Source organism: Maritimibacter dapengensis (genome assembly GCF_019218265.1).
Classification (GTDB): domain Bacteria; phylum Pseudomonadota; class Alphaproteobacteria; order Rhodobacterales; family Rhodobacteraceae; genus Maritimibacter; species Maritimibacter dapengensis.
Genome location: NZ_JAHUZE010000002.1, coordinates 601,900 through 620,515, shown reverse-complemented (window position 1 = coordinate 620,515; position 18,616 = coordinate 601,900). Strand labels below are relative to the sequence as shown.

General features: G+C 62.6%; 21 protein-coding genes. 3 read left to right on the top strand and 18 right to left on the bottom strand.

Annotation, left to right across the window (positions count from 1 at the left end):
* Positions 1-42: 42 nt before the first annotated feature.
* Positions 43-462, bottom strand: coding sequence for an OsmC family peroxiredoxin (locus KJP28_RS09330; protein WP_218392281.1), 420 nt, complete (start codon positions 460-462; stop codon positions 43-45).
* A 194-nt stretch (positions 463-656) separates the two neighbouring features.
* Here KJP28_RS09330 and KJP28_RS09325 point away from each other — a divergent pair, with 194 nt between their 5' ends.
* The 3 genes from KJP28_RS09325 to KJP28_RS09315 all read left to right on the top strand — a co-directional run bounded on the left by KJP28_RS09325 (position 657) and on the right by KJP28_RS09315 (position 3,141).
* Entirely contained in the window at positions 657-2,096 is a 1,440-nt protein-coding gene (locus KJP28_RS09325) for a DEAD/DEAH box helicase (RefSeq protein ID WP_218392280.1), read from the top strand.
* 102 nt (positions 2,097-2,198) lie between these two features.
* A complete protein-coding gene (locus tag KJP28_RS09320) occupies positions 2,199-2,786 on the top strand; it encodes an HD domain-containing protein (RefSeq protein WP_218392279.1) in 588 nt (195 codons plus the stop codon).
* Between the two features lie 52 nt (positions 2,787-2,838).
* Complete coding sequence (locus KJP28_RS09315) at positions 2,839-3,141, top strand: PilZ domain-containing protein (RefSeq protein ID WP_218392278.1); 303 nt, start codon at positions 2,839-2,841, stop codon at positions 3,139-3,141.
* A gap of 144 nt (positions 3,142-3,285) precedes the next feature.
* Here KJP28_RS09315 and KJP28_RS09310 read toward each other — a convergent pair whose 3' ends face one another.
* The 17 genes from KJP28_RS09310 to KJP28_RS09230 all read right to left on the bottom strand — a co-directional run bounded on the left by KJP28_RS09310 (position 3,286) and on the right by KJP28_RS09230 (position 18,614).
* The gene (locus KJP28_RS09310) at positions 3,286-4,947 is read right to left on the bottom strand and encodes a ribonuclease J (RefSeq protein ID WP_218392277.1); all 1,662 of its coding nucleotides are present in this window, start codon (positions 4,945-4,947) and stop codon (positions 3,286-3,288) included.
* Positions 4,944-5,726, bottom strand: coding sequence for a type III pantothenate kinase (locus KJP28_RS09305; RefSeq protein WP_218392276.1), 783 nt, complete (start codon positions 5,724-5,726; stop codon positions 4,944-4,946). Before KJP28_RS09305 ends, KJP28_RS09310 begins: the two co-directional genes overlap by 4 nt.
* A 17-nt stretch (positions 5,727-5,743) precedes the next feature.
* Complete coding sequence (locus KJP28_RS09300) at positions 5,744-6,505, bottom strand: biotin--[acetyl-CoA-carboxylase] ligase (RefSeq protein WP_255552286.1); 762 nt, start codon at positions 6,503-6,505, stop codon at positions 5,744-5,746.
* Positions 6,495-7,931 (bottom strand): NADH-quinone oxidoreductase subunit NuoN, encoded by a 1,437-nt coding sequence (gene nuoN, locus KJP28_RS09295; RefSeq protein WP_218392275.1) that lies wholly within the window; start codon positions 7,929-7,931, stop codon positions 6,495-6,497. Before nuoN ends, KJP28_RS09300 begins: the two co-directional genes overlap by 11 nt.
* 11 nt (positions 7,932-7,942) lie before the next feature.
* Positions 7,943-9,490 (bottom strand): NADH-quinone oxidoreductase subunit M, encoded by a 1,548-nt coding sequence (locus KJP28_RS09290; RefSeq protein WP_218392274.1) that lies wholly within the window; start codon positions 9,488-9,490, stop codon positions 7,943-7,945.
* A complete protein-coding gene (nuoL, locus tag KJP28_RS09285; protein ID WP_218392273.1) occupies positions 9,490-11,604 on the bottom strand; it encodes an NADH-quinone oxidoreductase subunit L in 2,115 nt (704 codons plus the stop codon). The genes KJP28_RS09290 and nuoL overlap by 1 nt, the downstream gene beginning before the upstream one ends.
* A gap of 5 nt (positions 11,605-11,609) precedes the next feature.
* Complete coding sequence (gene nuoK, locus KJP28_RS09280) at positions 11,610-11,915, bottom strand: NADH-quinone oxidoreductase subunit NuoK (RefSeq protein WP_218392272.1); 306 nt, start codon at positions 11,913-11,915, stop codon at positions 11,610-11,612.
* Between the two features lie 67 nt (positions 11,916-11,982).
* Positions 11,983-12,363 (bottom strand): hypothetical protein, encoded by a 381-nt coding sequence (locus KJP28_RS09275; protein ID WP_218392271.1) that lies wholly within the window; start codon positions 12,361-12,363, stop codon positions 11,983-11,985.
* Positions 12,360-12,974 carry an NADH-quinone oxidoreductase subunit J gene (locus KJP28_RS09270; RefSeq protein WP_218392270.1) on the bottom strand — a complete coding sequence of 205 codons (615 nt, stop codon included), beginning with the start codon at positions 12,972-12,974 and terminating at the stop codon, positions 12,360-12,362. Before KJP28_RS09270 ends, KJP28_RS09275 begins: the two co-directional genes overlap by 4 nt.
* Positions 12,971-13,387 carry a carboxymuconolactone decarboxylase family protein gene (locus tag KJP28_RS09265; RefSeq protein ID WP_218392269.1) on the bottom strand — a complete coding sequence of 139 codons (417 nt, stop codon included), beginning with the start codon at positions 13,385-13,387 and terminating at the stop codon, positions 12,971-12,973. The genes KJP28_RS09270 and KJP28_RS09265 overlap by 4 nt, the downstream gene beginning before the upstream one ends.
* Positions 13,384-13,794: a DUF4259 domain-containing protein gene (locus tag KJP28_RS09260; protein WP_218392268.1), complete on the bottom strand. Its 411-nt coding sequence runs from the start codon at positions 13,792-13,794 to the stop codon at positions 13,384-13,386. Before KJP28_RS09260 ends, KJP28_RS09265 begins: the two co-directional genes overlap by 4 nt.
* A 12-nt stretch (positions 13,795-13,806) precedes the next feature.
* On the bottom strand, positions 13,807-14,298 hold the full coding sequence (gene nuoI / locus KJP28_RS09255; RefSeq protein ID WP_218392267.1) for an NADH-quinone oxidoreductase subunit NuoI: 492 nt from the start codon (positions 14,296-14,298) through the stop codon (positions 13,807-13,809).
* A gap of 3 nt (positions 14,299-14,301) precedes the next feature.
* On the bottom strand, positions 14,302-15,339 hold the full coding sequence (gene nuoH, locus KJP28_RS09250) for an NADH-quinone oxidoreductase subunit NuoH (protein WP_218392266.1): 1,038 nt from the start codon (positions 15,337-15,339) through the stop codon (positions 14,302-14,304).
* A 13-nt stretch (positions 15,340-15,352) separates the two neighbouring features.
* The gene (locus tag KJP28_RS09245; RefSeq protein WP_218392265.1) at positions 15,353-15,775 is read right to left on the bottom strand and encodes a hypothetical protein; all 423 of its coding nucleotides are present in this window, start codon (positions 15,773-15,775) and stop codon (positions 15,353-15,355) included.
* On the bottom strand, positions 15,772-17,790 hold the full coding sequence (gene nuoG, locus KJP28_RS09240) for an NADH-quinone oxidoreductase subunit NuoG (protein WP_218392264.1): 2,019 nt from the start codon (positions 17,788-17,790) through the stop codon (positions 15,772-15,774). The genes KJP28_RS09245 and nuoG overlap by 4 nt, the downstream gene beginning before the upstream one ends.
* Before the next feature lie 39 nt (positions 17,791-17,829).
* On the bottom strand, positions 17,830-18,330 hold the full coding sequence (locus KJP28_RS09235) for a DUF3291 domain-containing protein (RefSeq protein ID WP_218392263.1): 501 nt from the start codon (positions 18,328-18,330) through the stop codon (positions 17,830-17,832).
* Positions 18,327-18,614, bottom strand: a complete 288-nt coding sequence (locus KJP28_RS09230; RefSeq protein ID WP_218392262.1) for a hypothetical protein — start codon at positions 18,612-18,614, stop codon at positions 18,327-18,329. Before KJP28_RS09230 ends, KJP28_RS09235 begins: the two co-directional genes overlap by 4 nt.
* Positions 18,615-18,616: the final 2 nt, after the last annotated feature.

Here is an 18,616-nt window from a genome sequence, read left to right as displayed (position 1 = left end):
TTTCGGTCCGCGCCGAAATCACTGCCCCCCAGACCCCGACAATCAAGTAATCGTAACGTCGCTGGTAATCTCGCAGTTCAGCAGCTGGCTCACGGGACACCCCTGTTCCGCATCTTTCGCCGCCTTCTCGATCGCATCTTTATCGCCGTCGGCCTTGATCGTGACGTCCAGATGAGCGCCGACGATTTTGGGACCGTCCGACATGTCCAGCGAAATGGTGGATTTTGCCGAGATGTCGTCTGCCGTGATCCCGGCCTCACCCAGAATATTCGATAGCGCCATTGCGTAGCACGCGGCATGGGCCGCACCGATGAGTTCCTCGGGGTTCGAACCAGCTTCACCCTCGAAACGCTTGTTGAACCCGTAGTTTACCTTGTCCAGAACGCCGCTCTCAGTCGAAACCGTGCCGGTGCCGTCCTGCAGGCCGCCTTGCCAGTTCGCCGTACCGTATTTGCGGATCATATCGTCCTCCTGTCCGTTGCATGTGATCGTCAACGCTCGCCGGGAACACCCTGTTCCGCCCGTGCTTCCTTGACGTTCGTCCCCTGCCCGCGTAAACCCCGCCACAATATCAAGTGCCCCGGCAATCCGGCCCGGGCCGGCCGCGCGGGAACATGCGGCCATCACGCCGCAACCTTCCAGCGAAAGGCACCTACTTGACCAAGTTCTCAGACCTCAACCTCTCCCCGAAAGTCCTCAAGGCCGTCGAGGAAGCAGGATACGAAACTCCCACCCCGATCCAGGCGGGCGCGATCCCCCCGGCGCTCGAAGGCCGTGACGTGCTGGGAATCGCCCAGACAGGCACCGGCAAGACCGCGTCCTTCACGCTGCCGATGGTGTCGATGCTGGCCCGTGGGCGCGCACGCGCACGGATGCCGCGCTCGCTGGTCCTCTGCCCGACCCGCGAACTGGCCGCGCAGGTCGCCGAGAACTTCGACACCTACGCCAAGAACGTGAAACTGACCAAGGCGCTGCTGATCGGCGGTGTATCGTTCAAGGAACAGGATCAGCTGATCGACCGGGGCGTGGACGTGCTGATCGCGACGCCCGGTCGTCTGCTCGACCATTTCGAGCGGGGCAAGCTGCTCCTGACCGGGGTGCAAATCATGGTGGTGGACGAAGCCGACCGGATGCTCGATATGGGGTTCATCCCTGACATCGAGCGCATTTTCGGCCTTGTCCCCTTTACCCGCCAGACGCTCTTCTTCTCGGCCACCATGGCGCCCGAGATCGAACGGATCACCAACACCTTCCTATCGAACCCCGAACGCATCGAAGTCGCGCGGCAGGCCACCACCGGCGAAAACATCGCCCAAGAGGTGTGCCACTTCAAATCCTCCCGCCGCGACCGGGCCGCGACAGAGAAGCGCAAGCTTCTGCGCGCGTTGATCGACAAGGAAGGCGATGCCTGCACGAACGCGATCATCTTCTGCAACCGCAAGATGGACGTGGACGTGGTGGCCAAGAGCCTCAAGAAATACGGCTATGATGCCGCGCCGATCCACGGCGATCTCGACCAGTCCAAGCGAATGGAGGTGCTCCAGGGCTTTCGTGACGGCACGCTGCGCTTCCTCGTCGCTTCGGATGTGGCCGCGCGCGGGTTGGATGTGCCGTCGGTGAGCCACGTGTTCAACTTCGACGTGCCGGGCCATGCCGAGGATTACGTCCACCGGATCGGACGCACGGGACGTGCCGGCCGCGACGGCAAGGCGATTATGATCTGCGAACCACGGGACGAGAAGAACCTCGCCGCCGTCGAGCGCCTGATCGAAAAGGAAATCCCGCGTATCGAGAACCCGATCGCAGGAGATGCACCCACCACCGCCGCCAAGCCGGAAGTCGTTGAAGACAAAGGCTCCAAGACCGACAAGCCTCGCTCTACGCGGTCCCGCTCGTCCGGCGATGATATGTCCCGCGACGACAAATCGACCAAGGGCGACAGCGGCAAACCCGCTGACGAACGCTCCAGCCGCGACCGCGGCGGTCGCGGGCGCGGTAAAAGCGGCGGCAAGAGCGGTGGAAAACCTCCAGTCGGGATGGGAGATCATATGCCCTCTTTCATAGCTAAGAGCTTCGACGAACGGCGCGGCGACTGAGCCATTTTGCACCGCGCCCGCGCTCTTGACATGAACCCGATCCATCGTAATTTAACTGCGTGGGCCAACGCGCCTGCATTCCCCTAAATGATTGGAAAATTCATGCTGACACATCGTTACGACGATGCGCTCGGCCTTGCCGCCCGGCTGCATCGCAGTCAGGTTCGCAAAGGTTCGGGCGTTCCCTATCTCTCACATCTATTGTCCGTTTCGGCCCTCGTGATCGAGCATCACGGCGACGAGGATCAGGCCATCGCCGGCCTCCTGCACGACGCCGTCGAAGACCAGGGCGGGCAACCGACCGCCGACATGATCCGCACAACCTTCGGTGACCGCGTGGCCGATATCGTGCTGGCGTGTACCGACGCCGTGGAACAGGACCTTGTGCCTTGGGAAGAACGCAAGACCGGCTATATCGCCTCGCTCGCAGACAAGGGCGAAGATGCGCTGCTCGTCACCTCCTGTGACAAGCTGCACAACGCGACGTCGATCCTCGTGGACCTCTCGACAATGGGCCTTGCGGTGTTCGACCGATTCACGGCGAACCGGGATTCCACGCTTTGGTATTATCGCGCGCTTGCGGACGAATTGCAGCGCGTCCGCCCCAGTCCGTTGTCAGATCGGCTCGCCGCGGTCGTCACTCGTATGGAACAGGCCGCACGGGCCGACCCGACCGCGCTTCACGATTGATAAGCCTTTCGGGGCTACCTTGACCTCCACCCCAGTTCGGGAGGAGGCCAAAATGAACATCCAGCACCCTGACCGCCGTAGCGAGACGCGCGTTCCACTCGACATGCCTGCCACGCTCCTGTGCGGCAGCGTCCGTGCACCGGTTCGCGTGATCGACCTGTCCTATTCTGGCGCCCGGGTCACCTTCGACCCGAACGCATTCGACCCCGCCGCGCACCATGTCGAGTCCTTGCAGATTTGGGACCAACGTCTCGACGCACGGGTCGTCTGGTCGCTCTACGCTGGCATGATCGGCCTCAGCTTTCGCGGAACACCGGAAACCTCCTCGACCCTGGCCGCGCTGCTCGCCGAGTGATCCCTTCATCGTTTCACAAGTACTTCAGGAGGTCTGGAGGAAGATCCTCCAGACGCGGCGCAGCCGCGTTCCCCCGCGATGCGCAACCGCGCAGCGCAACCTCTGCGGATGCGTCGAGCGGTCGGCCACCCCGAAAACCCGACTTCAACCGTCCAGACGTGAGATCACCACGGTGCATTCCGGCTTCTTGCCGATCTCGTCCTGGGTGGACTTCCTCGCGATCCGACGCAGCTCTTCTTCCAGCTTGTCGTCGTCTCGAAGGGTCTTGTCGGCGGCGCGCATCAGGAACTGGTTCAGGTCCTCTTCCAGCACATCCACCAGCGGCGCGTTCGATCCACCTGTCTCGGGAAGCCCCATAATCTCGACCCAAGGCTCGCCGAGCGGTTCGTCGTCCTCCAGGATCACGTTGACGATCACATGGCCATTCAGCGCCATCCTGATCCGGTCCCGCACGACGCCGTCCAGCGCGCCGATGAGCACGCTCCCGTCAAGGTAGACGCGATCCGCCTCGACATGCTCGACCACATGCGGCTCCGGACCCGTCAGGTCCACCATCGACCCGTTTACCGCGACGATGCTCCTGTATCCGTTCTCCCGCGCAAGCCGCGCATGTTCGCGCAGATGACGGTGCTCACCGTGCATCGGCACAACCGTTTCGGCTCCGACGATGCGATGCATCCGCTCGAGGTCCGGGCGGTTGGCGTGACCCGAGACGTGATAACGGTCATCGTCCGAAACGATGTCCACGCCCATCTCGGAAAAGGCGTTCAGGATGCGGATCACGCCGCGCTCGTTGCCCGGAATGGTCTTGGACGAGAACAGGAACATGTCGCCTTCGTGCATCTCGAGGCCGAGGTACTTGCCCCGGCTGAGCTGAGCGGTCGCCGCCCGACGCTCGCCCTGGCTCCCGGTCACGATCAGCATCAGGCTTTCGCGCGGGATGTCGCGGGCATCTTCGGGCGTCACGGTCTTGGGAAAATCCTCGAGCACCCCGGTCGCCACCGAGGCCTCGATCATACGCCGCATGGCGCGCCCAAGGAGGCAGACCGACCGTCCCGCAGCTTCCCCGGCTTGCGCAAGGGTCTTTACCCGTGCGACGTTCGAGGCGAAGGTCGTCGCCACCACCATATGCGGTGCGCTCGAAACCAGCTTGGTGATCTCCGACCCCAACTCGCTTTCGGACCGCCCCGGCTTTGGGCTGAACACGTTAGTCGAGTCGCACATGAGCGCGCGCACCCGGCCACCGGTCGCCTCTTTCCACAGCGCTTCGTCGAACGCCTCCCCGACACCCGGTGCGGGGTCGATCTTGAAGTCCCCGGTGTGGGCCACGCGCCCCGCGGGCGTGTCGATCACCAACCCGGAGCTTTCCGGGATCGAATGCGAAATCGGGACGAATGTGACCTTGAACGGCCCCGCTTCGACCACCTCCGGGTAGGGATCGACCGCGATCACCTCATCCGGGTTCTGCCCCGCCTCCTCCATCTTGCGCTGTGCGTGATGGGCGGTGAAGGGGCGCGCATAGACCGGCACGCGAAGCTCGGACCAGAGCCGCCCGATTGCGCCGACATGGTCTTCATGTGCGTGGGTGATGAAGATCGCCTCGAGCCGGTCTCGGTTCTCGATCAGCCAGCGCGTATCGGCCATGATCAGGTCTACGCCAGGCGTCGTGTCCATGTCCGGGAAGGTCACGCCGAGATCGACGAGGATCAGCCGCTCTTTTCCCGGCTTGCCGTGACCGTAGACATAGGCATTCATGCCGATCTCGCCGGCGCCCCCCAGAGGGAGGTAGATCAGTCGATCGCTCATACGTTGCCCTGCTCTTCGTTGTATTCGTAGATGATTTTGAGACCTGCCATCGTGAGATCGTCCTCGAAATGATCGAAGACCGGCGCGTGGGATTGGAACAACGGGGCGAGCCCGCCGGTTCCGATCACCTTCATATCGCGCCCGTGTTCCTCCATGATCCGGCTGGAGATCTCCTTGATCAACCCGACGTAGCCCCAGAAGATTCCAGATTGCATGCAGGCGACGGTGTTGGTGCCGATCACCTTGTCCGGGTGGGTGATGTCAACGTGGGGAAGCGCGGCGGCAGCCATGTGAAGCGCCTCGAGGCTCAGGTTCACGCCCGGCGCTATGACGCCGCCGATATAGGCCCCGTCCGCGTCGGCCACGTCGAATGTCGTCGCAGTGCCGAAATCGACGATAATGAGGTCTCCGCCGTAGTGGTTGAACCCGGCCACGGTGTTCACCAGCCGGTCGGGGCCGACCTGTGTACCCGCATCGACGCGCACGTCGATGGGCAGAAGGCATTCGGGCTTGCCGACGACCAGCGGGCGAAGGTCGAAATACCGGTCCGTGAAGACCCGCAGGTTGAACACCACACGCGGCACCGTGGACGAGATGATAACACCGCGCACTTTCGGCTCGATCCCATGGTGTTTCAGAAGCGTCGAGAACCAGACCCAATAGGCGTCCGCCGTCCGCTGATGCGCGGTCGAGGTGCGCAGGGTGCACAACGTATGCCCCTCGTCCCCCCAAAGGGTGAAGACGGTGTTCGTGTTCCCGCAGTCGATGGTGAGCAGCATGGCAGCGGCCTCCCCGCTTAGAAAAAGACATCCCCCGCCGCGATGCAGCGTTCGCCCTTCGGCGTTGATAGGACAAGTCGGCCCTCGGCGTCCACCTCACGGAAGGTTCCGGCGATCTCCTCGTTGGGCAGTCGGGCGGTGATCTGTTCACCCAACCGAGCAGCGCGCGCGAGCCAGGCCTGGCGGATCGGGCCAAAGCCGTAGCTGCGCACCTGCGCCTCCCACCTTGCATAGGCGGGCGCGAGCGCCTCGAGGAATTCCTGTGGTGTAACGTGCAGCCCGGTTTCGCCGGCCAGAGACACAGGCGCGACCGCGCCTGTTTCCAGTGTGCCCGGGTCGGGCGCAGTGGCAAGGTTCACGCCGATGCCGATCATAACGCCGGTGATACGCCCCTTGTCGGTCAGGCTTTCCAGCAGGATACCCGCGGCCTTGCCACCGTTCAGAAGCACGTCGTTCGGCCATTTGAGCGAAAATGCCTCGCGCCGCCCGGTCAGGGCCACGAAAGCCTCATCCAGCGCGACCGCCGCGACAAAGGAACGGAGCGCCGCCGTTTCGGGCGAGACGTTCGGAAGCACCAGCGTTCCCGCGAAGTTGCCCGCGGGATTCGCCCAGGCTCGCCCGCGTCTCCCCCGCCCTGCGGTCTGCACCTCGGCGGTGATCCACGTGGGACCGGCAAGTTCGGCGCGCCGGGCGCGGCCCTCTTCCATCGTCGAGGTCACCGTGCCGAGCGGCAGATACCCGTAACCTGCAGGCCAGTTGCCCGCAGCGTCAGTTGACAAGCGCCTGCGCCGCAGCCGCCGCTGCGCCTTCGATGCCGAACAGGTTGACGACGCCCAGCACCATGATCGCGGCCGAGCCCATCAGCATGACCCATGCGCCCGGCGACATCGGCGTTTCCACGTTGGACTCGGTTTCGCCGAAATACATGAAATAGACGATGCGCAGGTAATAGAACGCGCCGATCACTGAGGCGACCACACCCGCGACCGCGAGCCATGTCAGCCCACCCTGCACGGCGGCGTTCAGCACGTAGAGCTTGCCGAAGAAGCCGACCATCGGAGGCACACCCGCGAGCGAGAACAAGAGCACCAGCATGGCCAGCGCCTTGAGCGGCTCCACCTTCGAGAACTGGTTGAGCGCGGCGATATCCGTTACCGGCTTGCCGTCCCGTTCCATCGACATGATGAAGGCGAAGGTGCCGACGTTCATGGTCAGATAGATCGCCATGTAGACCAGCATCGCCTGCACGCCGTATTCGGTGCCGGACGCGAGGCCCAGCAGGGCGAAGCCCATATGCGCGATGGAGGAATAGGCCATCAGACGCTTGATGTTGGTCTGACCGATCGCGGCGATAGCGCCCAGGAACATGGACAGGACGGCAAGGATCGTGATGACCTGCTGCCAATCGCTGACGGCGGCGCCAAAGGCGTCGTAGAGCACGCGGGCGAACAGCCCCATCGCGGCGAGTTTCGGCGCGGTGGCGAAAAAGGCCGTGACTGGCGTGGGCGAGCCTTCGTAGACGTCCGGCGTCCACATGTGGAACGGCACCGCGCTGATCTTGAAGGCGAGGCCAGCGGAGACGAAGACGAGACCGACAAGAAGGCCGAGCGCCAATTGCCCGTCGGAGGCAGCCGAGATGATCCCGGTGAAGAGCGTCGTGCCCGCATAGCCATAGACCAGAGACGCGCCGTAGAGCAGAAGGCCCGACGAAAGAGCGCCGAGAACGAAGTATTTCATGCCCGCTTCGGTGGATTTCACGCTGTCGCGGTTCATCGAGGCGACCACGTAGAGCGACAGGGATTGAAGCTCCAGCCCCATGTAGAGCGACATCAGGTCGCCCGCCGAGACCATCACCATCATACCCACCGTGGCAAGCGCGATGAGGATCGGATACTCGAACTTGGCCAGCCCGCGCCGCGCCATCGGCTCTGCCCCGGCAACGAGGATCGCGGCGGCTGCGATGAGGATCGCGACCTTGGCGAAGCGCGCATAGGCGTCCGACAGGAACATGCCGTTAAACGCGGTCGCGCTTTCATTCGTTGTTCCGATCCACAACGCCATGAGCGCCATGATCGCCGCCGTGGCCCAGGTCAGCGGCAGCGTGAGCTTGTCCTTCCCGGTATAGACCGCACCGATCAACGCGAGCATTGCGAAGACGGACAGCAGGAGTTCCGGCAGGATGGTTTGGATATCGTTCGCAATCATCTCAGGTCACCTCAATGCGATGCCGAGGCCGTTTGAGTGGCCATGTCCACGGACGGGATCGCCGCGTGGTAATTGTTCAGAAGGTTCTCGACGCTCGGCCCGATCAGGTCCGTCACCAGAGCGGGATACACCCCTAGGATCAGCGTCATCGCCACCAGTGGCGCGAAGATCCACTTTTCACGGGCGCTCATGTCGGTGATCGCCTTGAGGCTTTCCTTGATCAGGTCGCCCATCACGACGCGGCGATAGAGCCAGAGCGCGTAGGCCGCTGACAGGATCACGCCCGAAGTGGCGATTGCAGCGACCCAGGTGTTGGCCTGGAACATGCCGACAAGCGTCAGGAATTCACCGACGAAGCCCGAAGTGCCCGGCAGGCCGACATTGGCCATGGTGAAGAACATGAAGACGAGCGCATAGGCCGGCATCCGGTTCACAAGCCCACCGTAGGCGTCGATCTCACGCGTGTGCATCCGGTCATAGATCACACCGACGCAGAGGAAGAGCGCGCCAGAGATGAAGCCGTGGCTTAGCATCTGGAAGATCGCACCGTCCACGCCCTGCTGGTTCGCCGCGAAGATACCGGCGGTCACGTAGCCCATGTGGGCTACCGACGAATAGGCGATGAGCTTTTTCATGTCCTGCTGCACCAGCGCGACGAGCGAGGTGTAGACGATGGCGATCGCCGAAATCCAAAGCACGAAAGTGGTCAGTTCATGCGCCCCGACCGGGAACATCGGAAGCGAGAAGCGCAGGAACCCGTAGCCGCCCATCTTGAGCAGGATCGCGGCCAGCACGACCGAACCGGCCGTCGGTGCCTGAACGTGGGCGTCTGGCAACCAAGTGTGGACTGGCCACATCGGCATTTTCACCGCGAAGCTCGCGAAGAAAGCGAGGAACAGGAGCGTCTGCGCGCCGCCTACGATCTGAATACCCAGTAGGCTGAATGTCTCGGACCCGAAGCTGTGTTTCATCAGCGTCGGAATATCCGTCGTGCCCGCCTCGGTGTACATGTAGACCATCGCCACAAGCATCAATACCGAACCCAGGAAGGTGTAGAGGAAGAACTTGAAGGACGCATAGATGCGGTCCTTCCCGCCCCAGATGCCGATGATCAGGAACATCGGGATCAGCCCGGCCTCGAAGAACAGGTAAAAGAGCACGAGGTCCAGCGCCATGAAGACGCCAAGCATGAGCGTTTCCAGCACGAGGAAGGCGATCATGTATTCCTTCACCCGCGTCGTGACGTTCCAGCAGGCCGCGATAGTGATCGGCATGAGGAATGTGGTCAGCATGACGAACAGAACGCTGATCCCATCCACACCCATCTTGTAGGTCAGGCCCATGAGCCAGGTGGTTTCCTCGACCATCTGAAAGCCGGTATCGGACGCGTCGAACCCGAAGAGCACGAACAGCGAGATCAGGAACGTCGCCGTCGTTGCGGCAAGAGCGAGCCATTTCGCGTTGCGCTGCGCCGCCGCGTCGTCGCCCCGCAGGAACAGGGCAAGGATCAATGCCGCGACCAGCGGGAGGAATGTAATGATCGAAAGCAGGTTGTTCATCAGTTCGCACCGCCGGTCAAAGTCATGATGGTCACGAAGGCGACGATCCCGAGGACCATCGCGAAGGCATAGGTGAAGAGGTAGCCGGACTGCCACTTGCCCGCGAGGCGGGTGAAGAACGGTACGATCCCCATGGCGATGCCGTTGATGGCCCCGTCGATCACGGACCCATCACCGCGCTTCCACAGGAACCGGCCCAGCCCCTTGGCAGGGCGCACGAAAATCGCGTCGTAGATCTCGTCGACGTACCATTTGTTCAAAAGGAACTGATAGAGATGAGGTGCGCCATCCGCCATGCGTTTCGGCATGGCCGGGTTCAGGATGTAGAACCAGAACGCCGTGGCGAGTCCAATCAGCATCGCGATGAAGGGCGAGAGTTTCACCCAGACCGGCGCATGGTGCGCATCGTCCATCACGTGATTGTCCGGCGACATGTAGATCGCGCCATATTCGAAGGTTCCGTGGTCCCCGGCAGCGTCGCCGTGGTCCGCAGCGGCCTCTTCGCCATGCTCCTCTGCCGATGCCGCCTCTTCCGTCGCTGCGCCTTCTTCGCCGTGCCCGGCGTCCGCCGTCGCTTCATGGGCGGGCATCCCGAAATAGGCGTTCACGCGGTCATGGTCGCCGAAGAACGGCCCGTAGAACACCATGCCCGAGAAAATCGCACCGACCGCCAGCACGCCGAGCGGGATGGTCATTACATTCGGGCTTTCATGCGCGTGGTCATGCGTGTGCTTGTCGCCGCGCGGCTTGCCCCAGAAGGTGAGGAACATGAGACGCCAGGAATAGAAGCTCGTGAACATCGCCGCGATGACGAGCGCCCAGAACGCCACGCCACCGGCCGTGCCCGCGAACGCGCTCTCGATGATCGCGTCCTTCGACAAAAAGCCTGCGAAACCGATATGGGTGAGCGGGATACCGACCCCCGTGATCGCCAGCGTTCCGATCAACATGGCCCAGAAGGTCAGCGGCATCTTGTTCTTCAGGCCACCGTAATTGCGCATGTCCTGCTCGTGGTGCATCCCGTGGATCACGGAACCCGCACCGAGGAACAGCATCGCCTTGAAGAAGGCGTGGGTCAGCAGGTGGAACATCGCGACCGAGTAGACGCCGACACCCGCGGCCACGAACATGTAGCCGAGCTGAGAACAGGTCGAATAGGCGATGACGCGCTTGATGTCGTTCTGCACGAGGCCCACGGTCGCCGCGAAGAACGCGGTGAGCGCACCGATCGCGACGATGAAGGCGGTCGCGGCGGGGGCGAATTCCATCAGCGGCGACATGCGGCAGACGAGGAACACGCCCGCCGTCACCATGGTCGCCGCGTGGATCAGCGCGGAGACCGGCGTCGGGCCTTCCATCGCGTCCGGCAACCAGGTGTGCAGGAAGAACTGCGCCGATTTCCCCATCGCGCCGACGAAGAGCAGGAACGCCAGAAGGTTCGCTGCGTTCCAGTCGCGCCACAGGAAATGAAGCGTCGTTTCGGCCAGGGTCGGCACGGCGGCGAAGACCTCGTCAAATCGAATGCTGTCGGTCAGCATGAACAGCCCGAAGATACCGAGCGCGAAGCCGAAATCCCCGACCCGGTTGACCACGAACGCCTTGATCGCGGCGGCGTTGGCCGAAGGCTTTCGGAAGTAGAACCCGATCAGGAGGTAGGAGGCGACACCCACGCCCTCCCATCCGAAGAACATCTGAAGCAGGTTGTCCGAGGTCACGAGCATCAGCATCGCGAAGGTGAAGAACGACAGATAGGCGAAGAAACGCGGGCGGTAGCTCTCGTTCTCGGCGAACTGGTCGTCATGGGCCATGTAGCCCATCGAATAGAGGTGCACGAGGCTCGAGACCGTCGTCACCACGATCAGCATGATCGAGGTCAGCCGATCGAGCCGGATCGACCAGTCGGTCGCAAGCGTGCCACTTTCGACCCAGCGCATGATCTGCACATGCTGCGTCACCGCCGGGTCATGGGTCAGGAACACGATCCAGGACAGGCCCGCCGCGAGGAACAGAAGCGCGGTGGTCAGAACCTGCGCGCCCTTGTCGCCGATGATCCGATGGCCGAAGCCCGCGAGGATGGCGCCGACGAGCGGGGCGAAGAGGATGATGGTCAGCATCTGCGTCAGCCTTTCATCACGTTGACGTCTTCGACCGCGATGGTGCCGCGGTTACGGAAGAAGGACACGAGGATGGCGAGGCCGATGGCGGCTTCCGCCGCTGCGACCGTCAGCACGAAGAGGGTGAAGACCTGGCCGACCAGATCGCCCAGGAAGGACGAGAACGCGACCAGGTTGATGTTGACCGACAGAAGCATCAGTTCGATCGACATCAGAAGGATGATCACGTTCTTTCGGTTCAGGAAGAGCCCGAAGATGCCGATGACGAAAAGCGCCCCGGCCAATCCAAGGTAATGTTCAAGTCCAACCATCATGTCCCTCCGGGCCTTTGCCCTTGGTGTTCTTTCTTTCGTGCCGCCCATGCGGGCGACCGTAGTCTCACAAACCGCAGACGCAGGCGTCCCGGTTGAAATTCACGACATCGGCGGTGAAGCCAAGCTCACGCGACAGCTTTGCGACCTCGTCGAAATCATAGGTTTCGCGGCTCGCGTTCATGCCGTGCGCCACCTCGATGAAGTCGATGTCCGCGCCCGCGCCGTTGGCACGCACGGCCTTGCCCGCGCCGCAGGCGACCAACCATTCGTTCGCACCCGCAGCGCCGCCGAGCGTCCGGGTGTAGAGCAGGTTCGGGCCCAGCACTTCGGTGTCGAAATAGCTCGCCTCGTTGTCGGTGCAGTCGTCGTCGATCTGCACTTCGAGCGCGAAGGCGCCCAGTGGCATCAGCGCGAACGCGGCCCCTATGGTTGCGGTGCGGATCAAAGACCCTGCCCCGGCTTCACGTCGATCATCTCCAGCGCCTTGGCCGGATCGCGATGCATCTGCGCGATGACGTTCTGACGCTTGATGTCCTTGCGGTGGCGCAGGGTCAGCGTGATCGCTCCGATCATCGAAACAAGGAGGATAAGACCCGCGAGTTGGAAGAGCAGGATGTAATCGTCATAGATCAACTGCCCGAGCGCGGCGGTGTTCTCGACCTCGGTCATGTCCGGCGTCACGGCGGCGCGCGCGGCCTCAGCCCCGTCCGCGAATTGCCAGGCGCCGAAGATCATGCCCATCTGCATGAGCAGCACGACCCCGATCAGAAGCGCGATCGGCACGTATTTCGCCATGCCCGCCTTGAGCTCAGCGAAGTCCACGTCGAGCATCATCACGACGAACAAGAACAGCACCGCGACCGCGCCGACATAGACGATCATCAGGAGCATCGCGACGAATTCCGCGCCGAGGAGAACGAAAAGCCCGGTCGCCCCGATGAAAGCGGTGATGAGCCAGAGCACGGAGTGAACCGGGTTGCGGGCCACCACGGTAAACAGCCCGCCGCCCAACGTGGTCAGCGCGAATACGTAGAATGCAAAATCGGCAACGCTCATGCGTTCCCCTCCTCATCGTCCTTCTGCTCGGAATAGACCTCTTCGGCCAGTTCGAGCGCATGGTTCATGGCCGGAAGCCCGCCAAGCATCGACATCTGGTAGATGACTTCCGCGATTTCCTTCTGCGTCGCCCCTGCTTCGATCAGGTGACGCACCGTGTATTTGATCTGTGGGTCCGCAGTCGCCCCGGTCGCGACCAGCCCCGCCAGCGTGATCATCAGCCGCGTCTTGGCGTCCAGCCCGTCGGGGTTGAAGGCATTGCCGAACATCGCCTCCATCCAGTCGCGCGGCATGGTCGGCATCAGCTTGTCCAACCCCTCGGGCTGAAAGCTCTCCAGCGCCGGGTTGAAGGCTTTGAGCATGGCTGTGCCCTGCTCCATCATCCGGGCGTATGTCTTCGTGAAATCGCTCATGCAAGCCTCCGGCGCAGATCGTTGACGCTCGCGACCCAGTCGGCCTGATCGTCGCTTTCGGCCCAGAGTTCGTGAAGCTCGGAATTGTCCGAGATCACGCGTTCGAGCGCTTTACGGGCACGCATCTTTCCGTCCGGCAGATCGCGCACGGCGGAGCCATGCGCGTTGAGCCGTTCCAGCATGTCCTGGGATATTTCATCGGGCATGTCGCCATGCGCGGTCGCCACGACTTCCCCCGCCATCAGGGCGGCGGCACCGTCGTCGACCTCCAGATACTCGGTCACAGGGCAATTGGCGGCCTTGTCGAGCGCAGACGCAACGGCGCTGGCACCGGAAGCGGCATAGTCGCCGTCCAGCCAATCCAGCGAGGCATCATCCTCGAACAATGTCGCGCCCCATGCGCCCATGATCCGGTCTCCTTACCGATACGGCGCGTCGAGTTCGAGATTGCGCGCAATCTCGGCTTCCCAACGGTCCCCGTTCGCCAAGAGTTTTTCCTTGTCGTAGAAAAGCTCCTCGCGCGTTTCGGTGGCGAATTCGAAGTTCGGCCCTTCGACGATGGCATCCACCGGGCAGGCTTCCTGGCAGAAGCCGCAATAGATACATTTCGTCATGTCGATGTCGTAGCGCGTCGTGCGGCGCGAGCCGTCGTCGCGCGGTTCGGCGTCGATGGTGATCGCCTGCGCCGGGCAAATTGCCTCGCACAGTTTACAGGCGATGCAGCGCTCTTCGCCATTCGGGTAGCGACGCAGTGCGTGCTCGCCCCGGAACCTGGGCGAAAGCGGCCCTTTTTCATGCGGATAGTTCAGCGTCGCTTTCGGCTTGAAGAAATACTTCAGCCCCAACTGGAAGCCTTTGATCCAGTCCGTCAGGAAGAAATATTTGATCGAGCGTGTATAGTCGAATGCCATTGCTCAGCCTCCTACGGTCCAGCGGGCATAGGTGCCCCAGAACGCGCCATATTGTGCAAAGAAGGCCACCAGAACGACCCAGATCAGCGACACGGGCAGGAACACTTTCCAGCCGATGCGCATCAGTTGGTCGTAGCGGTAGCGCGGCGTGATCGCCTTCACCATCGCGAAGATGAAGAAGAAGAAGACGATCTTGATGAAGAGCCAGATCATGCCATCGGGCAGTGCCTCGATGGGCGACAGCCAGCCGCCGAAGAAGAGGATCGAGGTCAGCGCACACATCAGCACGATGGCCACATACTCGCCGATCTGGAACAGAAGGAACGGGGTGGAGGAGTATTCCACCATATAGCCCGCGACCAATTCCGATTCAGCTTCCGGAAGGTCGAAGGGCGGACGGTTGGTTTCGGCCATGGCCGAGATCAGGAACAGGAACACCATCGGAAAATGCGGGATCCAGTACCATGAGAAGATACCCATGCCGTCCTGCGCATTGACGATGTTGCCGAAGTTCATCGAACCGGTCGAGATGATCACGCCGATGATGATGAGACCGATGGAGACCTCGTAAGAGATCATCTGTGCCGCGGAGCGAAGGCTCCCAAGGAACGGGTATTTCGAGTTCGACGCCCAGCCCCCCATGATCACGCCATAAACTTCGAGCGAGGACACCGCGAAAACGAACAGTACGGCCACGTTGATGTCCGCGAGCACCAGCCCATCCCCGAACGGGATCACCGCCCAGGCGACCATGGCGAGCACCAGCGACAGCATCGGGGCAAGGAAGAAGACGACCTTGTCCGCGCCCGCCGGCACGACGATCTCTTTCACCACGTATTTCAGGAAGTCCGCGAAGCTTTGCAGAAGCCCGAAAGCACCCACCACGTTCGGCCCCTTGCGAAGCTGCACCGCCGCCCAGACCTTGCGGTCGAAGTAGAGCAAGAAGGCCAGCGCCACCAGAAGCGGCACGACGACGAGAAGCACCTGCCCCACGAGCGTCAGGGCGATCCCCAGATTGGTTTGCGTAAAGAATTCCATCATGTCCGGTTTCGCCTCAGATCGTCGGTATTCCGTTTTCTTCACAAGCCGCGACCGCCACTTCCGCGTCGATCTTGGCCAATCCCTCGGGCAGCGCGTCGGAGATCACGTATGTCGCGTCCCCTTCCCACACGGGCCCGCGCCTGTCCACAGCGGTTCGCACATGACGTGCAAATCCATAGCCCCGGATCAACGCGTATTGCGACGCTGCGCATTGGGCGTAGTCCGCCACATCCTGATTTCCGCGCGCACCGGTCATCTTCACGTCGAAGGCAACGAGGTCGCCGTCGAGGAGCCGTGTGTCGATTCCAAGGTATTCCGGCGTGAACGGCGTCGTCGCGGCCTCGGCCGAGGCCACGGCACGGCTCACCTCGGCCTGCTCCGCGCAGCCCGCCAGCGCCGCAAGTGCGGCGACAGGATATGCAAGCTTCGTGCTCACTCGGCGGCCACCTTCTCTGCACCGCGTGCTTTCGCCATCGCGGAAAGTTCCGCCATGACTTCGGACGCCCGTGCGATCGGGTTGGTCAGGTAGTGATCCTTGACCACCACCCTGAAGGTCGCCTTGCCCGGTTTCTTGACCTTGAGCGGCACCCATGCGTTCTCGGCCACAATGTCGACATCGCCAAGATGCGGCACGGCTTCGACCATGGCGCGGCGCAGACCGGCAAGGCTGTCCCACGGTTGCGTGGCCTCAAGCTCGCCTGACAGCGCCCGCAGGATCGCCCAGTTTTCCTTGGCCTCGCCCGGCGGGAAACTCGCGCGCAGCGCAAGTTGCGGACGGCCCTCGGTGTTCACGAACAGGCCGTTTTCCTCGGTATAGGCGGCCCCCGGCAGGATGATATCGGCCCGGTGCGCACCCCGGTCTCCGTGGCTGCCCATGTAGATCACGGTCGGACCGGCGTCGATCTCGATCTCATCCGCGCCCATGTTGAACACCACGTCGGCACCCTCGGTGGCGGCTTTCAGACCGCCCTCGGTCACTGCGCCGACGTCCATCGCGCCGACACGCCCCGCTGCACTGTGCAGCACCATCAACTTGCCGTTGGTCCGCTCCACGGCCTTCATCACATGGGCCAGCACGGCTTCGCCATCGGCTTCGTTCAAGGCACCCTGCCCGACGATCATCACCGATTTCTTTTCCTTCACCTCGCCGAACTCGTAATCCGAGAGGTTCAGCAATGCTTCGCGATCCATTCCCATCGAATGGTAGTCATAGGTCAGGTCGCCCGTGACGCCGATCGAACCGACATTCGCACCCTTTAGCCAGGCCTTGCGAATCCGGGCGTTGAGAACCGGCGCCTCGTCGCGGGGATTGGTGCCGATCAGCATGATGTATTCAGCGTCGTCCAGATCCTCGACCGTCGCGGTCCCGACATAGGCTGACCGATTGTCCGCAGGCAGTTTGGCACCATCGACGCGGCATTCCACGTTTCCGCCCAGCCCTTCGATCAACTGCTTGAGCGAGAACGCCGCCTCGGTCGAAGCGAGGTCGCCCACGAGACCGGCGACCTTCTTGCCTTTCATCGCGGCGGCGGCGGCCGACAGCGCCTCGGGCCAGCTCACCGGGGTCAGTTTTCCATTCTTGCGCACATAGGGGCGGTCGAGCCGCTGGCGTCGCAGCCCGTCCCAGACGAAGCGGGTCTTGTCGGAAATCCACTCCTCGTTCACGCCGTCATGGTTTCGCGGCAGGATGCGCATGACTTCGCGCCCCTTCGTGTCCACCCGGATGTTCGACCCGAGCGCGTCCATAACGTCGATCGTCTCGGTCTTGGTCAGCTCCCACGGGCGCGCGGTGTAGGCATAGGGCTTCGAGGTCAGCGCCCCCACCGGGCACAAGTCGATGATATTGCCCTGAAGGTTCGAATCGAGCGTCTGATTGAGATAGCTGGTGATCTCGGCATCCTCGCCGCGCCCGATCTGGCCCATCTGGTGAATGCCCGCGACTTCGGTCGTGAAGCGCACGCAGCGGGTGCAGGAGATGCAGCGGGTCATATGCGTGCCGACCAGCGGACCTAGGTCCAGATCCTCGGTCGCGCGCTTGGGCTCGCGGAAGCGCGAGAAGTCGACACCGTAAGCCATCGCCTGATCCTGAAGGTCGCATTCGCCGCCCTGGTCGCAGATCGGGCAATCGAGCGGATGGTTGATGAGCAGGAACTCCATCACCCCTTCACGCGCCTTCTTGACCATCGGGCTGTTCGTCTTGACCACCGGCGGCTCGCCTTCCGGCCCCGGGCGCAGGTCTTTCACCTGCATCGCACAAGAGGCAGCCGGCTTCGGCGGGCCGCCCACGACTTCCACGAGACACATGCGGCAGTTGCCGGCGATCGACAGGCGTTCATGATAACAGAACCGCGGCACTTCGATCCCTGCCACCTCGCAGGCCTGGATCAGGGTCATCGCCCCATCAACCTCGACTTCATTGTCGTCGATCACGATTTTCTTCAGGTCGGCCATGTGCTTACCTATGTTCCTGCCAGGTCGCCCCGGCGCTTCCTATTCCGCGGCCACGCCGTCGCACCCCTTCTCGCGGTGCAACTTGGCCTCTTCCAGATACGACCAGCCAAAGGCCTCGTCGCTATCCCCATGTTCCTGTTTGTGGGCAAGCCGCGCGAGCGCCTCGTCCAGTGTCGGGTGATGGCCTTCGGGAACCCACCACATGACGAAATGCTGATCCGTCATCAGCTCGAACCACTCCGCCCGGCGTTCATAGAACTGGCGGTGAATGGTGCCGAAAACGAACGTCTCGAGACTTGCCACGTCCTCCCAGACCGTCAGGTTCGACACGAACCGCGGGTCGCCGTCGATCTTGGCCTCGGTATTGCCTGTCCCCGGCTCGCCCGAGCCTTCCATCATCCAAACGAAGCCCGGCATTCGCTTGCCCAGCCCGTTGATCCGATCAAGCGCCCCCATGAACTCGGCCACACGCGGATCGTCGGTGTCCGCGACCAACCGGCCGATATTCAGTTCAGCGAGGTGATAACCGGGGGTCGTCACGAAAATCCCCCCGTCACCCAGGTGTAACCAGCAACCAGCAGCGCGACGACGATGAAGATCACGAAGAACCCGAAGAACCCGCGCAGGAACAGGCCGAAGACCCAGCCGAGCAGCCCTCCAACCGGAATACCGGTGGCAAGACCGACGGTACCTTCCAGCACCCAGCCGAGATAAGCGCCCGCGACCAGCCCGAGAACGAGCCCGCCAATCGCCACCGGCGATTTCCAGCCCTTCCCCTGGCCACCGACCTCGACCAGACCCGATATGAAGTCGTCGATGGGCATCG

What these genes read in the sequence shown, in the direction of transcription:
- KJP28_RS09330 (WP_218392281.1), bottom strand. Translation starts at nt 462, where the DNA reads ATGATCCGCAAATACGGTACGGCGAACTGGCAAGGCGGCCTGCAGGAC.
- KJP28_RS09320 (WP_218392279.1), top strand. Translation starts at nt 2,199, where the DNA reads ATGCTGACACATCGTTACGACGATGCGCTCGGCCTTGCCGCCCGGCTG.
- KJP28_RS09315 (WP_218392278.1), top strand. Translation starts at nt 2,839, where the DNA reads ATGAACATCCAGCACCCTGACCGCCGTAGCGAGACGCGCGTTCCACTC.
- KJP28_RS09310 (WP_218392277.1), bottom strand. Translation starts at nt 4,947, where the DNA reads ATGAGCGATCGACTGATCTACCTCCCTCTGGGGGGCGCCGGCGAGATC.
- KJP28_RS09305 (WP_218392276.1), bottom strand. Translation starts at nt 5,726, where the DNA reads ATGCTGCTCACCATCGACTGCGGGAACACGAACACCGTCTTCACCCTT.
- nuoN (WP_218392275.1), bottom strand. Translation starts at nt 7,931, where the DNA reads ATGATTGCGAACGATATCCAAACCATCCTGCCGGAACTCCTGCTGTCC.
- KJP28_RS09290 (WP_218392274.1), bottom strand. Translation starts at nt 9,490, where the DNA reads ATGAACAACCTGCTTTCGATCATTACATTCCTCCCGCTGGTCGCGGCA.
- nuoL (WP_218392273.1), bottom strand. Translation starts at nt 11,604, where the DNA reads ATGCTGACCATCATCCTCTTCGCCCCGCTCGTCGGCGCCATCCTCGCG.
- nuoK (WP_218392272.1), bottom strand. Translation starts at nt 11,915, where the DNA reads ATGGTTGGACTTGAACATTACCTTGGATTGGCCGGGGCGCTTTTCGTC.
- KJP28_RS09270 (WP_218392270.1), bottom strand. Translation starts at nt 12,974, where the DNA reads ATGAGCGTTGCCGATTTTGCATTCTACGTATTCGCGCTGACCACGTTG.
- KJP28_RS09265 (WP_218392269.1), bottom strand. Translation starts at nt 13,387, where the DNA reads ATGAGCGATTTCACGAAGACATACGCCCGGATGATGGAGCAGGGCACA.
- KJP28_RS09260 (WP_218392268.1), bottom strand. Translation starts at nt 13,794, where the DNA reads ATGGGCGCATGGGGCGCGACATTGTTCGAGGATGATGCCTCGCTGGAT.
- nuoI (WP_218392267.1), bottom strand. Translation starts at nt 14,298, where the DNA reads ATGGCATTCGACTATACACGCTCGATCAAATATTTCTTCCTGACGGAC.
- nuoH (WP_218392266.1), bottom strand. Translation starts at nt 15,339, where the DNA reads ATGATGGAATTCTTTACGCAAACCAATCTGGGGATCGCCCTGACGCTC.
- nuoG (WP_218392264.1), bottom strand. Translation starts at nt 17,790, where the DNA reads ATGGCCGACCTGAAGAAAATCGTGATCGACGACAATGAAGTCGAGGTT.
- KJP28_RS09230 (WP_218392262.1), bottom strand. Translation starts at nt 18,614, where the DNA reads ATGCCCATCGACGACTTCATATCGGGTCTGGTCGAGGTCGGTGGCCAG.